General features: G+C 71.1%; 15 protein-coding genes. 6 read left to right on the top strand and 9 right to left on the bottom strand.

The window, feature by feature from the left end:
* Positions 1–504: 504 nt before the first annotated feature.
* Positions 505–924 carry a DUF5318 domain-containing protein gene (locus ACFWPA_RS05500; protein WP_378569793.1) on the bottom strand — a complete coding sequence of 140 codons (420 nt, stop codon included), beginning with the start codon at positions 922–924 and terminating at the stop codon, positions 505–507.
* A gap of 147 nt (positions 925–1,071) precedes the next feature.
* On the opposite strand from ACFWPA_RS05500, the gene ACFWPA_RS05495 reads away from it, so the two are divergent.
* From ACFWPA_RS05495 to ACFWPA_RS05475, 5 genes are all read left to right on the top strand, one after another.
* Complete coding sequence (locus tag ACFWPA_RS05495; protein WP_378569792.1) at positions 1,072–1,890, top strand: DUF1707 domain-containing protein; 819 nt, start codon at positions 1,072–1,074, stop codon at positions 1,888–1,890.
* Positions 1,891–1,899: 9 nt separating this feature from the next.
* A complete protein-coding gene (locus ACFWPA_RS05490) occupies positions 1,900–2,757 on the top strand; it encodes a DUF1707 domain-containing protein (protein WP_378569791.1) in 858 nt (285 codons plus the stop codon).
* A gap of 8 nt (positions 2,758–2,765) precedes the next feature.
* Positions 2,766–3,563 (top strand): DUF1707 domain-containing protein, encoded by a 798-nt coding sequence (locus tag ACFWPA_RS05485; RefSeq protein WP_378569790.1) that lies wholly within the window; start codon positions 2,766–2,768, stop codon positions 3,561–3,563.
* 147 nt (positions 3,564–3,710) lie between these two features.
* Entirely contained in the window at positions 3,711–4,271 is a 561-nt protein-coding gene (locus ACFWPA_RS05480) for a PadR family transcriptional regulator (RefSeq protein ID WP_378508608.1), read from the top strand.
* Positions 4,264–5,358 (top strand): inositol-3-phosphate synthase, encoded by a 1,095-nt coding sequence (locus ACFWPA_RS05475; RefSeq protein WP_378508609.1) that lies wholly within the window; start codon positions 4,264–4,266, stop codon positions 5,356–5,358. Before ACFWPA_RS05480 ends, ACFWPA_RS05475 begins: the two co-directional genes overlap by 8 nt.
* 119 nt (positions 5,359–5,477) lie before the next feature.
* Here the strand turns inward: ACFWPA_RS05475 and ACFWPA_RS05470 are convergent, their stop codons facing one another.
* Together ACFWPA_RS05470 and ACFWPA_RS05465 are read right to left on the bottom strand one after the other, a co-directional pair.
* Positions 5,478–6,020: a hypothetical protein gene (locus ACFWPA_RS05470; RefSeq protein ID WP_378569789.1), complete on the bottom strand. Its 543-nt coding sequence runs from the start codon at positions 6,018–6,020 to the stop codon at positions 5,478–5,480.
* A gap of 33 nt (positions 6,021–6,053) precedes the next feature.
* Positions 6,054–6,923 (bottom strand): alpha/beta fold hydrolase, encoded by an 870-nt coding sequence (locus ACFWPA_RS05465; protein ID WP_378569788.1) that lies wholly within the window; start codon positions 6,921–6,923, stop codon positions 6,054–6,056.
* A 94-nt stretch (positions 6,924–7,017) separates the two neighbouring features.
* Between ACFWPA_RS05465 and ACFWPA_RS05460 the strand changes: the two genes are divergently transcribed.
* On the top strand, positions 7,018–7,587 hold the full coding sequence (locus ACFWPA_RS05460; protein ID WP_378508612.1) for a TetR/AcrR family transcriptional regulator: 570 nt from the start codon (positions 7,018–7,020) through the stop codon (positions 7,585–7,587).
* Between the two features lie 103 nt (positions 7,588–7,690).
* On the opposite strand, the gene ACFWPA_RS05455 is transcribed toward ACFWPA_RS05460, so the two are convergent.
* The 6 genes from ACFWPA_RS05455 to ACFWPA_RS05430 form a co-directional block, all read right to left on the bottom strand.
* Positions 7,691–8,452, bottom strand: coding sequence for an SDR family oxidoreductase (locus ACFWPA_RS05455; protein ID WP_378569787.1), 762 nt, complete (start codon positions 8,450–8,452; stop codon positions 7,691–7,693).
* A 68-nt stretch (positions 8,453–8,520) separates the two neighbouring features.
* A complete protein-coding gene (locus ACFWPA_RS05450) occupies positions 8,521–9,801 on the bottom strand; it encodes an MFS transporter (RefSeq protein WP_378569786.1) in 1,281 nt (426 codons plus the stop codon).
* A gap of 28 nt (positions 9,802–9,829) precedes the next feature.
* Positions 9,830–12,052: a transglycosylase domain-containing protein gene (locus tag ACFWPA_RS05445; RefSeq protein ID WP_378508721.1), complete on the bottom strand. Its 2,223-nt coding sequence runs from the start codon at positions 12,050–12,052 to the stop codon at positions 9,830–9,832.
* Positions 12,053–12,166: 114 nt separating this feature from the next.
* Positions 12,167–12,370: a hypothetical protein gene (locus ACFWPA_RS05440; RefSeq protein WP_378508729.1), complete on the bottom strand. Its 204-nt coding sequence runs from the start codon at positions 12,368–12,370 to the stop codon at positions 12,167–12,169.
* Positions 12,367–13,389, bottom strand: a complete 1,023-nt coding sequence (locus ACFWPA_RS05435; protein WP_378569865.1) for a carbohydrate ABC transporter permease — start codon at positions 13,387–13,389, stop codon at positions 12,367–12,369. The genes ACFWPA_RS05440 and ACFWPA_RS05435 overlap by 4 nt, the downstream gene beginning before the upstream one ends.
* Positions 13,386–14,306, bottom strand: a complete 921-nt coding sequence (locus ACFWPA_RS05430) for a carbohydrate ABC transporter permease (protein ID WP_378569785.1) — start codon at positions 14,304–14,306, stop codon at positions 13,386–13,388. The genes ACFWPA_RS05435 and ACFWPA_RS05430 overlap by 4 nt, the downstream gene beginning before the upstream one ends.
* Between the last annotated feature and the right edge of the window lie 139 nt (positions 14,307–14,445).

Genomic DNA, 14,445 nt, shown 5'->3' with positions numbered 1-14,445 from the left:
GGACGCGACGGGGTGGACGGACGGGGTTGGGCACCCGCCTTCGCGGCGGCGGTGGGACCGGCGTCGTTCTGGCCGGGGCGGGGCTGCGGCGTGGCGGGGCGCTGCTGCGGCACCGGGGGAGCACCCTGCGGACCGCGCGGCGCGCCCTGCGGCGGCTGCTGGCGCGGCGCCCCCTGCGGCGGGTAGGGCCGGCCCGGCTGCCCCTGCGGCGGGTACGGCTGCCCCTGGCGTGGCTGCCCCTGCGGCGGCTGCTGCCCGCCCGGGTATCGCGGCGGCGGGCCCGACGGCGGACGCCCGTACCCCGGCGGCGGCTGGTTCGGCTGCGAGTACCCCGGCGGGCGGCCACCGGGCTGCGGGCCGGTGGGGCGCGGCGGGCCGGTGGGTCGACCGCCCTGCGGATCGTTGTAGGGGGAACTCACGTGGGGACTCTCCAGTACTGGCATGGACACGGCTGTGTCACTCGGGCTCAGCCGGTCAGGCTGCGGTCACGGTCGTCGGTGCGGCTCACTCACTCGCGGTGCGTCGGCTCGGGGTCCGGGTCGGTCGGGTCCGCTTCGGTGCGGGGATCGAGCCGAGAACGTACGACTGCACCAGGTGGTTCCAATTGCACGTGCGGCAGACCTCGACGACGTGGACGGAGAACTCCTCCTGCGTCGCCGCGAGCCGGACCAGTTCGTCGGCGGTCCGTGCCGACCCGGACATCGGGCCGAGCTTGTCGCCGAACACCCACGACACGAGGGTGAGCTGCTCCTTCCGGCAGATGGGGCAGGTCACCTCCGACGGTTGGCCGTGGAACTTCGCCGCGCGCAGCAGGTAGGGGTTCGCGTCGCACACCTCGGTGACCCCGGTACGGCCGGAGAACACCTCGGCCAGCAGGGATCGCCGCTGGAGGGCGTAGTCCACCACCTGCCGCTGCAATCGCACGGTGACCAGAGTACGTGGGCGACCCCCTCCGGTCGCGGGTCATCCGGCCGATCATCCCGGCCCCCACCGCGGAAACGCAGGTGGGCGCGGTCCTCGGCGTGACCGTCCACACACATCGACCGCGACCGCACCCCCTATGATTCCGGGGTGTCCCCGCTGCGCGATTCGACCCGGGCCAGGGACACCGACCGCACCAGCACCCGCGGGCTGCTCCGCACCGCCTACGACGACGGGCAGCTCGGGGCAGGCGAATTCCACGACCGCCTCGCGCTGGCCGCGGCCGCGGACACCCTCGGCGACCTCCGGTCCCTCACCACGGACCTGCAGCTGCCCGCGGCGGTCGCGTCCCGGCATCCGATCGGCCGAGGCCGCCGCCTCGGTGCCGTCGCGGCGGTGGCGGGTGCCGCCCTGGTCGCCGGGGTCGCCACGCTGACCGTCGCGGTCCGCGGGTCCGGTGACGCGCCATCCACCCCGGCCGCCGCGGGTGCCGACACCGCGTCCGTCCGGCCGGTCACGGTCCCACCGGATCGCGCGACCCCGATCGACCCGTTCACCGAGGCGGGCATCGCGGCCGTGGTCGCCCGCTACCGCGCCCGATTCGACGACACCCTGGCCACCTCGCTGGCGCTGTATCCCGACGCGGCCCGGGTGACCCGCCGGGCGGACAGCCCCGGACGCGTCGATGTCCACGACGTGGCCGGCGACGTCCGGCCGGTGGGCACCGAACCGTCGCCGCCGCGGGCCGCGGTGGTGGACCTGACGCGGATCGACGCCGCCGGGGTTGCGCGGCTGATCGCCGCGGCTCCCGCGCTGGTCGGGGCGCCAGCGGGACGCGTCGGGCACGTCCTCGTCGCCGACTCGGGGCGGCCGACCGTCACCGTCTACGTCGGGGACGGCAACCAGGCCGTCGGCTACCTGGTCGCCGGCCTCGACGGCGGGAACGCCCTGGCTGTTCGGTCGAACTAGGATTCCGCCGTGGCCCGTCCCTATCCGCCGTCGACGCGCGCGACCGACGCCGACCGGGCGGCCGTGCTCGCGCTCCTCGACGCTGGCTACGCCGACGGCCAACTCGACGCCGCCGAGCATCGGATGCGGGCCGAACTGCTCACCGACGGCAGGACCCTGGGCGACCTCGACTCCCTGGTTGAGGATCTGCAGGACGCCGCCCCGCCGCGCCCGACCACCTCGCTGCCGCCCGCGGGCGCGACACCCGATCCCGCCGCCCGGCCCCGCCGCTTCCGCACGGCGGCCGCGGCGGCCGCGGCCGCCGCGGTCGTCGCCGGGATCGCCGCGTTCTGGTTCGCCAGCCGCGGCGACGCACCCGCCCTGCCTGCCGCACCGGGTGCGACCGCGGTCGACCTTGCTGCGCTGCCGCCCCGAGTGATCGCGACGCCGGACCTCAGGACCGCGGCGGGTTTCGCCCAGTTCGTCGACGACTACCGCGCCGCGTTCGGGGACACCGTGGTCGACGAGCTCACCCTGTTCGAGCAGCACGGGAGCGTCACCCTGGCACTGCCCCGGGAACCGAACCGGGTGCTCAGCTACAGCTATCGGTACGGCTTCGAGCCGGACCGCGATCCCTCGACCCGCGGGGTGGACACGCCGACCGTGGACCTGGCCGACGTCGACCGGGCCGGACTCGACCGGATCCTGGCCGAGGCGCCGACCCTGCTGAATGTGCCCGGCGGCACGATCAGCCACCTCTCCGTCGAGCCCGACGCCGATGCCGGACCGCTCATCAGCGTCTATGTCGGCAACGAGTTCGACGAGAGCGGGCACCTCACCGCGACGCTCGCGGGCGAGGTGCATCGCGCCTACCCCTTCGGACAGTAGGAGCACCAATGACCTCGACCGGGATCCGGGCGCGGGACGTGGACCGCGTGGAGGCGTGCGGGCTGCTCGACGCCGCGCACGCCGAGGGTCAGCTGACCGACACCGAACACGCCACCCGCACCGACCGGGCGATGCGGTCCGTCACGTTCGACCAACTCGCGATGCTGGTCGGCGACCTGCAGATTCCGGTGCGCTACGCCGGGTCGGCGGTGGTCCGGCCGGACCGTCGGCCGCGGGAGCCGCGGCCCGGTGGCCCGCGGCGGTGGGCGGGCGCGGCGGGCCTGGTCGCGGCAGCGGCCGGGGTGGGTGCGCTTGCCGGATCCTGCGCTGGCGGGCTGGTGTCGTCCGCACCCGACGTCCCGAACCTCACCACCGGCGCCGGGATCCAGCGGTTCATCGAGGACTATCGGGCGCACTTCGGGGACACGCTCGCCGACGAGGTGCTGCTCTTCCCGGAGCGCGGCGCGGTCGACCGGCGGTCGGACACCGATCCGGGCAGGTATGTGGGCCACAGCTACGACGGCGAATTCGATACGTGGGGAGTCGATTCCGACCGACCACGCGACACCCGGACGCTCGACCTCGGCGGTGTCGACGTCGCCGCGATCGCGCGGCTGGTGGCCGGTGCACCGGAGACGCTGCGCCTGCCGGACGGCGAGGTCAGCCAGGTGCGGTTCCAGTTCGGCACGAACGACCGGCTCGCCGAACCCGTGGTCGCCATCTATGTGACCGATGCGGTCGAGTACTCGACCTTCATGACCGTCGGGTTCGACGGCGAGATCCTCCGGGTGTACCCGCCCGATTGACGTCCCCCCGGCCACCCGGATCGGCGGGTATCCGCTACGGCGTGTCGCAGACACCAGCGCCGGTTCCCGCGATCGTTTATATCGCTGCGATATAGTTGGTTGTCGCATCACGCGATTAGGTTCGGACGACCGGGGAGGTGGACACGAATGCTCGAGCTGGCAATTCTCGGGCTGCTCCTCGAGTCACCCATGCATGGCTACGAGCTGCGCAAGCGGCTGACCGGCCTGCTCGGCGCCTTTCGCGCCTTCTCCTACGGATCGCTCTACCCGACGCTGCGCCGCATGCAGGCCGACGGGTTGATCGCCGAGGACGCCGGTCCGGACGGGGCGGTCAAGCGCCGCGCCCGCCGCGTCTACCAGCTGACCGACACGGGCAGGCAGCGGTTCACCGAACTGGTGGCCGACACCGGCCCGCAGAACTACACCGACGACGGCTTCGGGGTGCACCTCGCATTCTTCAGCCGCACCCCTGCGGAGGCGAGGATGCGGATCCTCGAGGGGCGCCGTCGTCAGGTCGAGGAGCGCCGCGAGGGGCTCCGCGACGCGATCGGGCGAGCCAGCGGATCACTCGACCGCTACACCCGCCAGCTTCATCAGCTCGGACTCGAGACGAGCGAGCGAGAGGTGCGGTGGCTCAACGAGTTGATCGCGGCCGAGCAAACACCAACAGCGTTACCCAAGAAAGAAGGAGAACCCGACCATGGGTGAGAACAGCACCGCGGTGCGCGTGGCCATTGTGGGCGTGGGGAACTGTGCCTCGTCCCTGGTCCAGGGCGTCCAGTACTACAAGGATGCGGACGAGAGCTCGACCGTCCCCGGCCTGATGCACGTGAAGTTCGGGCAGTACCACGTGCGGGACGTGCAGTTCGTTGCCGCGTTCGACGTCGACGCCAAGAAGGTCGGGTTCGACCTGTCCGAGGCGATCCTCGCCAGCGAGAACAACACCATCAAGATCGCGGACGTCCCGCCGCTCGACGTCCCCGTCCAGCGCGGCCCGACCCTCGACGGCATCGGCAAGTACTACTCGCAGACCATCGAGGTCTCCGACGCCGAGCCGGTCGACGTGGTCGCCGCGCTCAAGGCCGCGAAGGTCGACGTCCTCGTCTCCTACCTGCCGGTGGGCTCCGAGGAGGCCGACAAGTTCTACGCGCAGTGCGCGATCGACGCCGGCGTCGCGTTCGTCAACGCGCTGCCCGTCTTCATCGCCTCCGACCCGGAGTGGGCCGCGAAGTTCAAGGACGCCGGCGTCCCGATCGTCGGCGACGACATCAAGTCGCAGGTCGGCGCCACCATCACCCACCGCGTGATGGCGAAGCTGTTCGAGGATCGCGGTGTCGTGCTGGACCGCACCTACCAGCTCAACGTCGGCGGCAACATGGACTTCAAGAACATGCTCGAGCGTGAGCGCCTCGAGTCGAAGAAGGTGTCGAAGACCCAGGCCGTCACCTCCAACCTGAACGGCCCGCTGTCCGGCAAGGTGCACGACCGCAATGTGCACATCGGCCCGTCGGACTACGTGGAGTGGCTCGACGACCGCAAGTGGGCGTACGTCCGCCTCGAGGGTCGCGCGTTCGGTGACGCCCCGCTGAACCTTGAGTACAAGCTCGAGGTGTGGGATTCGCCGAACTCGGCGGGCATCATCATCGACGCGGTCCGCGCCGCAAAGATCGCCAAGGACCGCGGCATCGGCGGACCGGTCTACCCCGCCTCCGCCTACCTGATGAAGTCGCCGCCGATCCAGATGGCCGACGACAAGGCTCGTGCCGACCTCGAGGCCTTCATCATCGAGGCCTGATCGAAACAGCACTGCAGCACCGACTGTGGCGGTGGGTGAGTCCGAGGACTCACCCACCGCCACAGTCGTTTTCGGCGCGACGTCCGGCGACCCCACGGCAGTGTGGTCCAGGATCCGCCTCAACCGGTGAAGGTCGCCGGGCGACGCCGACCGGCGAACCACGGGTGCCGAACCCAGCGACTCAGCGACGCACGAGCGGCGGGACCTGCGGCCACCGACGCGGCGACCACTACCGCCATGGCGGGCACAAGGGTGTGCGCCAGGTAGCCGAATCCCGGATCGGTGAGCCCGATTCCGGCAGCGCACAGCGCGGCTGGCACGTGCGGGGCGCGCAGGATCGCCATCGCGATGACCGCCCACACCGCCGACGCGGTCACCGCCACCTCGGACGCTCCGACGGCTGCGGTGATCAGCATGGCTCCCACCGCGGCGGCCGGGTAGGCGCGCAGGACGGCGCCCGGACGGGCCGCGGGAGCGCTCGGCGCCAACGCTATCAGCGCGGCCGAGGCCACGAACGGCAAGGCGAACACCTCCAGTCCGAGCAGGCGTTCGACGGCGCCGAGGCACACGATGACGAGCAGCGCCGTGATGCCCGCCGACAGCGCCGACGTGCCGGATCCCCGCTGCTCGATCAGGGCCGCGGCCCGGGTGCGGACGGTCATCGTCACTATTCCTCCGGGAAGGGTCGGGGCGAGTCAGGCCGTGCGCCGCAGGAAGTCGCGCATCAGGCCGGCGATCTCGTCGAGGTGGGTCTCCAGCGCGAAGTGGCCGGTGTCGAGCAGGTGGATCTCCGCGTCCGGCAGGTCCGCCGCGAACGCCTCCGCCCCGGCCGAGCCGAAGATCTCGTCGTCCCGACCCCAGGCCACCAGGGTCGGCGGCCGGTGGGTGCGGAAGTACTCCTGAAACAGGGGATACCGGTCGAGGTTGAACTGGTAGTCCCAGAACAGCTGAAGCTGAATCTCCTTGTTACCCGGACGATCCAGGCCGGCTTGATCCGTCAGCCACGTTTCGGGAGCGATCCGGTCCAACCGGTCGTCGGGGACCCCGTGGGTGTACTGCCATCGCGTCGCGGCAACGTCGAGGAGCTCACGCACCGCCGGTTCGTGCGCCTCCCGGTCACCCGCATGAGCGAACAGCACGTCCCAGAACGGTGTGAATCCCTCGCGGTAGGCGTTCCCGCTCTGGGTGATCAGCGCGGTGACACGCTCCGGGTGCTCAGCGGCGATGCGCAAACCGATCGGCGCTCCGTAGTCGTGGACGTACAGCGCGAACCGGTCGACACCGAGCTGGCCGAGCAACGAGACCGTCACCTCGGCGAGGTGGTCGAAGCTGTAGTCGAACTCGTCGACCGTGGGGCTCTCCGACCGGCCGAAGCCGATGTGGTCCGGAGCGATCAGGTGGTACTCGTCCGCGAGGGCGGGCATCAGGTTGCGGAACATGTGCGAGCTGGTCGGAAATCCGTGCAACAGAACCACTGTGGGCCGGCTCGGATCTCCTGCCTCGCGATAGAAGACCTCACGGCCGTCCACGAGTGTCGTGCGATGTCGGGTGTCGAAGCTGGACATGAGCCCTCCGTGACCACTCAAGGAGAGAACGGTCGTTCTCCCGCTGGGGTGTACAGTAGAGAACGTTGGTTCTCCATGCAAGGGGTGAGGCGAAATGGATTCGGACACTGCCGATGTGCGACTGCTCGACGCCGCGGAGGAGCTGTTCAACGAGCACGGCGTCCAGGCCGTGGGAATGGACGCGATCCGTACCCGCTCGGGCGTCTCCCTCAAACGGCTCTACCAGCTGTATCCGTCGAAGGAGCGGCTTGTCGAGGCGATGCTGCGGCGGCGCGACCACGCGGTGCGCGACGAGATCGTCGGCTTCCTCGCGCCGTACGCCGACCCCCGCGAGCGGATCCTCGGAGTGTTCGACTACCTGGACGACTGGTTCCGCCGAGACGACTTCCGCGGATGCACCTTCATCAATACCTTCGGTGAGCTAGGCGGCAGCAACGCCGTCGTCGCCGACATCGCCCGCACCCACAAGGCGGCCTTCCTCGACTGTCTGCGCGACCTCGTCCGCGCGGCAGACCGGCCGGAGGGGCTGGCCGATCAGCTCGCGCTGCTCGCCAACGGCGCGATGGCCACCGCCGCGATCTCGGGGTCACCAACCCCTGCCGCGCAGGCCAAGGACGCGGCCCGGGTCCTGCTCGGACAGATGAAGTCGCCGCCGGTGCCGTAGTCGCCCTCCCGCTCCGATGAATGGGGGTTCATGTGTCATTCGCCCGCGGCGGATGGCACATGAACCCCCATTCAATGCTGGAGCCGGGTGCGGGGGCGCGGGATCAGGTCATCCTCGCGACGACCGACAGCGGAAGGACCCGCATCGCGACGGACAGCGGCGACCACGGCCAGCCCGGCACCGCGGCCCGGTGCGCCTCGCGTTCGATGGCCTTCACCATTGCCCGGCAGCCCGTCTCCGTGTCGACGATCAGCGGCACCTTCTTGATGTTCTCGTTCATCTCCGACCGAATGAACCCGGGCAGCAGCGTGGTCACCGCGATTCCGCTGCCCGCCAGGTCCGCCCGCAGGCCCTCGCCGAGCGAGGCGACCGCGGCCTTCGAGGCCGCGTAGGTGGTCAGGTTGCGCGGCATCCCGCGCACCGCACTCACCGACGACACCAGCACCAGGTGCCCGGCGCGGCGCGGGCGGAACAGTTCCAGCGCCGCCTCGGCCTGGGCGAGCGCGCCGAGGACGTTGGTGGACGCGGTCGCGGCATTGGCCCGGAAGTACCCGGTGCCCAACGGCTGTCCCTTGCCGAGTCCGGCGTTGACGATCACCCGGTCCAGGCCGCCGAGCTCGGCGTCGAGTTCCGTGAACGCCGTGAACACGTCGTCGTGGTCGTTGACGTCGAGGGTACGGATCGCGACGGTGATGCCCGGGTGCGCGGTCAGCAGTTCGTCGCGCAGTTCCTCGAGCCGGTCGGTGCGCCGCGCCGCCAAGGCGAGATTGCGTCCGCGCGCCGCGAACTCGCGGGCCATGCCCCGCCCGAGCCCGGAGCTGGCGCCGGTGATCAGAATGTTCCTGCGCTGTGTGTTGGCGCCCACCGCTCGACCTCCCGCTGCTGCCCGACTGCTGGTCCCGGTGACCGAGCGTAGCGGTCCTTCTGCCGATTTCACGCCAGCGGCCGGGTTCGGGTCCGGGTCATCGTGGCGACGATCAGCACGGCGACCACCGCGACGGTCACCGCCCCGACCAGGTTCACCCCGAGGTAGCCGCCGACGGCGAGCACCATCCCGGCGGTTGCGGCGCCGACCGCGCCCGCGGCGCCCATCACCGCGTCGGACACGCCCTGGACCAGGACGGCACGCTCCGGCGGCACGCTCTCGGCCACGAACGTCGACGCGGACACGGTGGCCGCCGACCAGCCGAGCCCGAGCAGCACCAGACCGACCGTCACCCAGGTGCGGCTGTCGGCGCCGACCCCGGCGCAGAGCACGGCCGCCGCCAGCAGCACCTGGGCGAGCAGCATGGTCCGCAACCGGCCGAACCGGTCGGTCAACCACCCCATCACCGGGGAGAGCGCGTACATCCCGGCGATGTGCAGCGAGATCACGAAGCCGATGACGGCGAGCGTGTCCGCCGACGAATGCTGCGCCCCCGCCGCGTGATCGAGTTCCCGCAGCTGCACCGGGGTCATCGACATCACCGCCACCATCACCACGTGCGCGGCGACCAGGGTGACGATGCCCAGCGTCGCTGGCCAGGACCGGGCCGCGGTGCGTAGCCCGTCGACCAGCGACGGCCGCGACGCTCCGGCGCTGACCCCGCCCACCGCCCGCGCGGTGAGCAGCGGGTCGGGTCGCAACCCCACCGCGAGCACGACGACACCGATCAGCATGCCCGCGAGAGAGAATAGGAACGGCCCCGACATCTCGGGCAGGCCGAGGAACTCACCGAGCGCCGCCCCGGGGCGGATCAGGTTCGGTCCCGCCACCGCACCGATGGTGATCGCCCACACCACGATCGACAGGTCCCGGCCGCGGTGGGCGGGTGTCGCGAGATCGGTGGCGGCGAACCGGGACTGCAGGTTCGCCGCGTTGCCGACCCCGAGCAGCGCGCCGCCGAGCAGCAGCACCGCGAACGACCCGAGCACCGGGGCGAGGATCATCGCGACCGCCCCCACCGCGGCGAGCCCGAGCCCGGACATCAACGCGGTGCGCCTGCCGCGCCGCATCGCCAGTCCGGCCAGCGGCAGGGCGGCGAGGGACGCGGCCACCGACAACGCCGTCGTCACCGCGCCCGCGTACGCGTCGCTGCCGGTCAACTCCACCGCCATCAGCGATCCGATCGCCAACGCGGCACCGTTGCCGATACCGCTGCACAGTTGCGCCAACGACAGCGTGAGCACGATGCGCCGTTGGGTCGGTCGGAGGTCGGGGGTCGTCGCGGTCACGGAGTCGAGGCTAGCCGCGGTCGCCGGGTCAGCCGGGCAGCGGGATGACCACGCCGGGCAGGATTTCCACCGACCGCGGCAGCGGGGGAGCGACGGGGGCGGGGGGCGCGGGCACGTCGATCTGCAGCGGCGCCGGCGACGCGGGCTGCGGCACCTGCTGCGGCGCAGGCACATCCGCGACCGGCACCCGGACCGGCGCCTGACCCGTCGCCGCGCGCCCGCCCGCCGCCGATGTCGCTGCGGTCGCGGCCGTCGATCCCGACGAGGCGGGCACCCCGGCCTGCCCGTCGATCGGTTTCGGCCACGGGAACGCCTCCCAGTCGGTGCCGTCGAGGGCGCCGTCCATCGTCGACTTCCAGATGTCGGCGGGCAGCCCGGCGCCGTACACCGAGCCACCCCACCGGGTCACGATCGGCTGCGACTGCTCGGTGCCCACCCACACGGCCGTGGACAGTGACGGCGTGTACCCGACCATCCAGGCGTCCTTGTTCATTCCGGTGTCCCCGAGCTGCGCGGTCCCGGTCTTCGACGCCGACGGCCGCCCACCCGCAAGCGCGTGCCCCCGCGAGTACGACGCGATCGGCATCATCGCCTGGGTCACGTTGTCCGCGACGGGCGCCGGGATCCGCTGCTGCCCCGGATCCGGTGCCCGGTCCAGCAGGACGCGACCCTCCGCGGTGACGACGTGCTGCACGAAGAACGGCGCCCGATACATCCCGGACGACGCGAGCGTCGCGTACGCGGACGCCATGTCGATCACCCGGGTCTGGTACTGGCCCAAGACGATTCCGTTCTCCGGCGGCCCTCCGTCCTCACTGAGCGTGGTGCCGACGACGCCGGGGATCTCCCGCGGAATGCCCGCGGCGTGCGCGATGTCGGCGATCTTCTGCGGGCCGCCGTCCAGCGACAGCGTCATCCGGTAGAAGCTGGTGTTCAGCGACCTCTTCAGTGCCTCCGCGATCGTGCACCGGCCACAGGACTCGCCCTCCACATTGCCGATCTCGACGTTGCCGACGGTCAGCGGTGCCGAGTCGAACGGGGTCTGCAGCCCCCGGCCCTCGTCGAGCAGGGCGGCGAGGCCGAACACCTTGAACGCCGACCCGGTCTGCAGTGGTGCCTGCGCGAAGTCGAACCCGGCGCCGTCCGCCCCACCGTAGTAGGCCCGCACCGCACCGGATCTCGGGTCGATCGACACGACCGCGGTCCGCAGCTCCGGCGGCTCCCCGTCGAGCGTCTCGGCGACGGCGTCGACCGCGGCGGCCTGCGCCGCCGGGTCGATGGTGGTGGTGATCCGCAGACCCTCGGTGTTCAGCTCCCGCTCACTGATTCCGGACGCCGCCAGTTCCGCGAGGACGCGGGCCCGGATCAGCCCCTCCGGCCCGCGTGCGGCGCCCGCGTCGTCGAGCTGCGCCAACGGTGCGACGGCAGGGAACTGCTGCGCCTTCCGGTCCGCGGGGGACAGCACCCCCATGTCCACCATGCCGTCGAGGACGTACTGCCACCTCGACTGCGCGGCAGCGGAATTGGTCTCCGGATCCAGCGACGACGGGCTGCGGATCACGGACGCGAGCACCGCGCCCTCGGACACCGTCAGCTCGCCGACCGGTTTCCCGAAAAACGCCTTCGACGCGGCGGCGATCCCGTATGCGCCGCGGCCGAAGTAGATGGTGTTGAGATAGGCGGCGAGGATGTCGTCCTTCGACCACTGTCGCGCCATCTTCGATGCGATCACCAACTCGCGCATCTTGCGGACCACGTTGCGGTCGGCGCCGACCAGGGTGTTCTTCACGTACTGCTGGGTGATCGTGGAGCCGCCGCCCGCGCTGTCCTTGCCGAGCACGTTGTCCCGCGCGGCGCGGACGAAGCCGCTGATCGAGAAGCCCGGATTGGTGTAGAAGTTGCGGTCCTCCGCCGAGAGGATCGCCATCCGCACGTGCTCGGGTATCGCGTCGATCGCGACCTCGGTGCGGTTGCCCTCCGGGGGGACGATCGTGGTGATCGGGGAGCCGTCGGCGGCGACGATGGTGGACACCTGGTTGGTCCGCATGTCCGACGGCCGCGGCACCACCGCCCTCGAGTAGCCGATCGCGAACGCCACCACCGGCGCCACGATCAGCAGCACCACCAGGGTCAGCGCCACCCACAGCAGCCTGCGCCGCCCGCGCGGCGGCCCCGCCTCAGCACCGCCGTCGCCGTCGTCCGGGGGCGTCGTCGATTCCGGGGTGGCTCCAGGCGATGGACTCACACGTATGCTCCCGTGGGCTCGGCCGGCAGACGGGCAGCAAACAATCCGTCCTCGGGCATCGTGGCATCACCCGGCGCCGAGGTCCATCACCGCGAGACCACCCCGCGTGTTGCCTCGGCGTCAGCGGGTGCGGCGCCAGGTCCGGACGGCGACGCCGAGCGCGGCGACGCAGCCGAGCAGCACGAGTGAGGGCACCGCCCCGGCATCGCCGCGGACGATGCCCGCCGCCGCCGCGAGGAACGCCATCACCGTGAAGAAGCCGAGCACCCCGATCAGCATCTCCAGTTGCTGCCGCCGCCGCGCCAGCTGTCTGGCCTCGGTCACGACTTCACGCCGCCCGCGGTCAGGCCGGAGACGATGCGGCGCTGGAAGATCAGCACCATGATGACCAGCGGGATCGTCACCAGGGTGCCCGCCGCCATGATCGCCGCGTACGGCTGACTGAACGCGTCCGGGCCCTCGAATCGGGCGATCGCGACGGTCACCGGTTCGGTGCTGTCGTTGGACAGCAGGCTCGCGAGGAGGAACTCGTTCCACGTCGCGATGAACGCGAGGATCGCGGTGGTGAACAGGGCAGGCGCCGCGAGCGGCAGGATCACCAGCCGGAACGCCTGCCCGCGGGATGCCCCGTCGATCCGCGCGGCCTCCTCCAACTCCCACGGCAGGTCGGACAGGAACGAGGTGAGCGTGTACACGGTCAGCGGCAGCACGAACGAGATGTTCGGCACGATCAGCGCCTGATACTGCCCGATCCACCCGATGTCGCTGAACAGCTGGAACAGCGGTGTCACCAGCGCGACAGTGGGGAACATCGACGCGGCGAGAATGATCCCGGTGACCACGTACTTGCCGCGGAACTGGATGCGCGCCAACGCGTATGCGGTGAACACGCCGAGCAGCAGCGCGACCGCCGTGGTCACCGCGCTGATGATCATGCTGTTGCCGATGGCCGCGAGGAAGTCGTTGCCCTTGTCGGTGGCGAGCGCGTCCCGGAAGTTGTCCAGCGTCAGGTGCGTCGGCCACGGGGTGGTGTCGAAGGTGAACGCGCTGTCCCGGAATGCGGTGACAACCATCCAGTAGAACGGGGCGAGACCCCACACCAGGATGACGATCACCCCGACGTAGTTGCGGACGGCGGGCCCCAGCGGCCTGCGCCTGCGCACCGCGGCTGCGGTCTCCGGGACCTCGGGGTCCGGCTCCTCGAGCACGGCGATGGCGGGAATCACCGTCGTCTCCATCGAGTAGTTCGGGACCTCGTCGGTGAACCGTTCGTACGGGGCGGACGGGCCACGCTCGGTGACTCCGGCCGCGTCACCGTCCGGGACGTTGTGCCGGCCCATCAGTGATCACCGCCCTTGCGCTGCTCGTCCTGCGTGCGCACCGCGTTGGCGCCGAGGAACTTCACCATGACGAACGCCACCGCGAAGATGCCGAGGAAGATCAGCGTCGACAGCGCGGACGCGCTCTGATAGTTGTTCTGCCGAATGTCCGCGACGGTGAGGATCGCGACGGTCGAGATCGGGGTGGAGCCGGAGGTGCCGCCGAGGATCGCGGGGAGATCGTAGATCCGCAGCACGTCAAGGGTGCGGAACAGGATCGCGACCATCAGTGCCGGCTTGACCAGGGGCAGCGTGATCTGGGTGAACCGCTGCCACGCGGAGGCCCCGTCCACCCGGGCCGCCTCGTAGACGTCCTGCGGGATCATCTGCAGGCCGGCGAGGATCAGCAACGCCATGAACGGCGTCGTCTTCCACACGTCGGCGATGATCACCGCGAACCGGGACGCCCACGGATCGGTGGTCCAGGCGATGTCGGTGCCGAGCAGGCGGTTCGCGATGCCGTTCTCGGCGAAGATGAAGAACCACAGCTTGGCGGTGACCGCGGTCGGGATGGCCCACGGGATCAGCACACTCGCCCGCAGGAAGGATCGGCCGACGAAGCTGCGGCTCATGACCGTGGCCATCCACAGCCCGAGCACGGTGGAGATCCCGACGATCGCGACGGTGAACAGCGCCGTGACCCCGACCGCGGGCCAGAAGTCGGCGCCGAGGGTGCCCGGCGGGCAGGTGCCGCGGCCCTCGCCGCAGTTGCCGGTGAGCCACAGCAGGTAGTTGTCGAGCCCGGCGAAGCCGCCCTGCACGAACCGTCCGGTGTCCGGGTCGACGCCGGGATTACGTTGGAACGACAGGATCAGCGCCTTGACCACCGGGTACACGATGACGATCGCGAGGATCACCATCGTGGGGGCGATCAGGTACATCGGCCGCCAGTCGCGGCGGCGTTTCGGGGGCTCCGGGGCGGGCGGGTCGGCGCGCCCCCCGGGGGTGACCCCCGGGCCGGCGGCCCCCCCCCGGGGGGGCGGGGCCGCGGGGGGGGGGTATTAAAAAAAAACAACCCCC

It is taken from the genome of Rhodococcus sp. NPDC058505 (genome assembly GCF_042720095.1).
Taxonomy (GTDB): domain Bacteria; phylum Actinomycetota; class Actinomycetes; order Mycobacteriales; family Mycobacteriaceae; genus Rhodococcus_G.
This window is presented reverse-complemented; position numbering and strand designations above follow the sequence as displayed.

Bases quoted from the DNA above. Each gene is read 5' to 3' on its own strand.
- ACFWPA_RS05480 (WP_378508608.1), top strand. From the start codon at position 3,711: ATGCTCGAGCTGGCAATTCTCGGGCTGCTCCTCGAGTCACCCATGCAT.
- ACFWPA_RS05485 (WP_378569790.1), top strand. From the start codon at position 2,766: ATGACCTCGACCGGGATCCGGGCGCGGGACGTGGACCGCGTGGAGGCG.
- ACFWPA_RS05460 (WP_378508612.1), top strand. From the start codon at position 7,018: ATGGATTCGGACACTGCCGATGTGCGACTGCTCGACGCCGCGGAGGAG.
- ACFWPA_RS05430 (WP_378569785.1), bottom strand. From the start codon at position 14,306: ATGTACCTGATCGCCCCCACGATGGTGATCCTCGCGATCGTCATCGTG.
- ACFWPA_RS05465 (WP_378569788.1), bottom strand. From the start codon at position 6,923: ATGTCCAGCTTCGACACCCGACATCGCACGACACTCGTGGACGGCCGT.
- ACFWPA_RS05470 (WP_378569789.1), bottom strand. From the start codon at position 6,020: ATGACCGTCCGCACCCGGGCCGCGGCCCTGATCGAGCAGCGGGGATCC.
- ACFWPA_RS05475 (WP_378508609.1), top strand. From the start codon at position 4,264: ATGGGTGAGAACAGCACCGCGGTGCGCGTGGCCATTGTGGGCGTGGGG.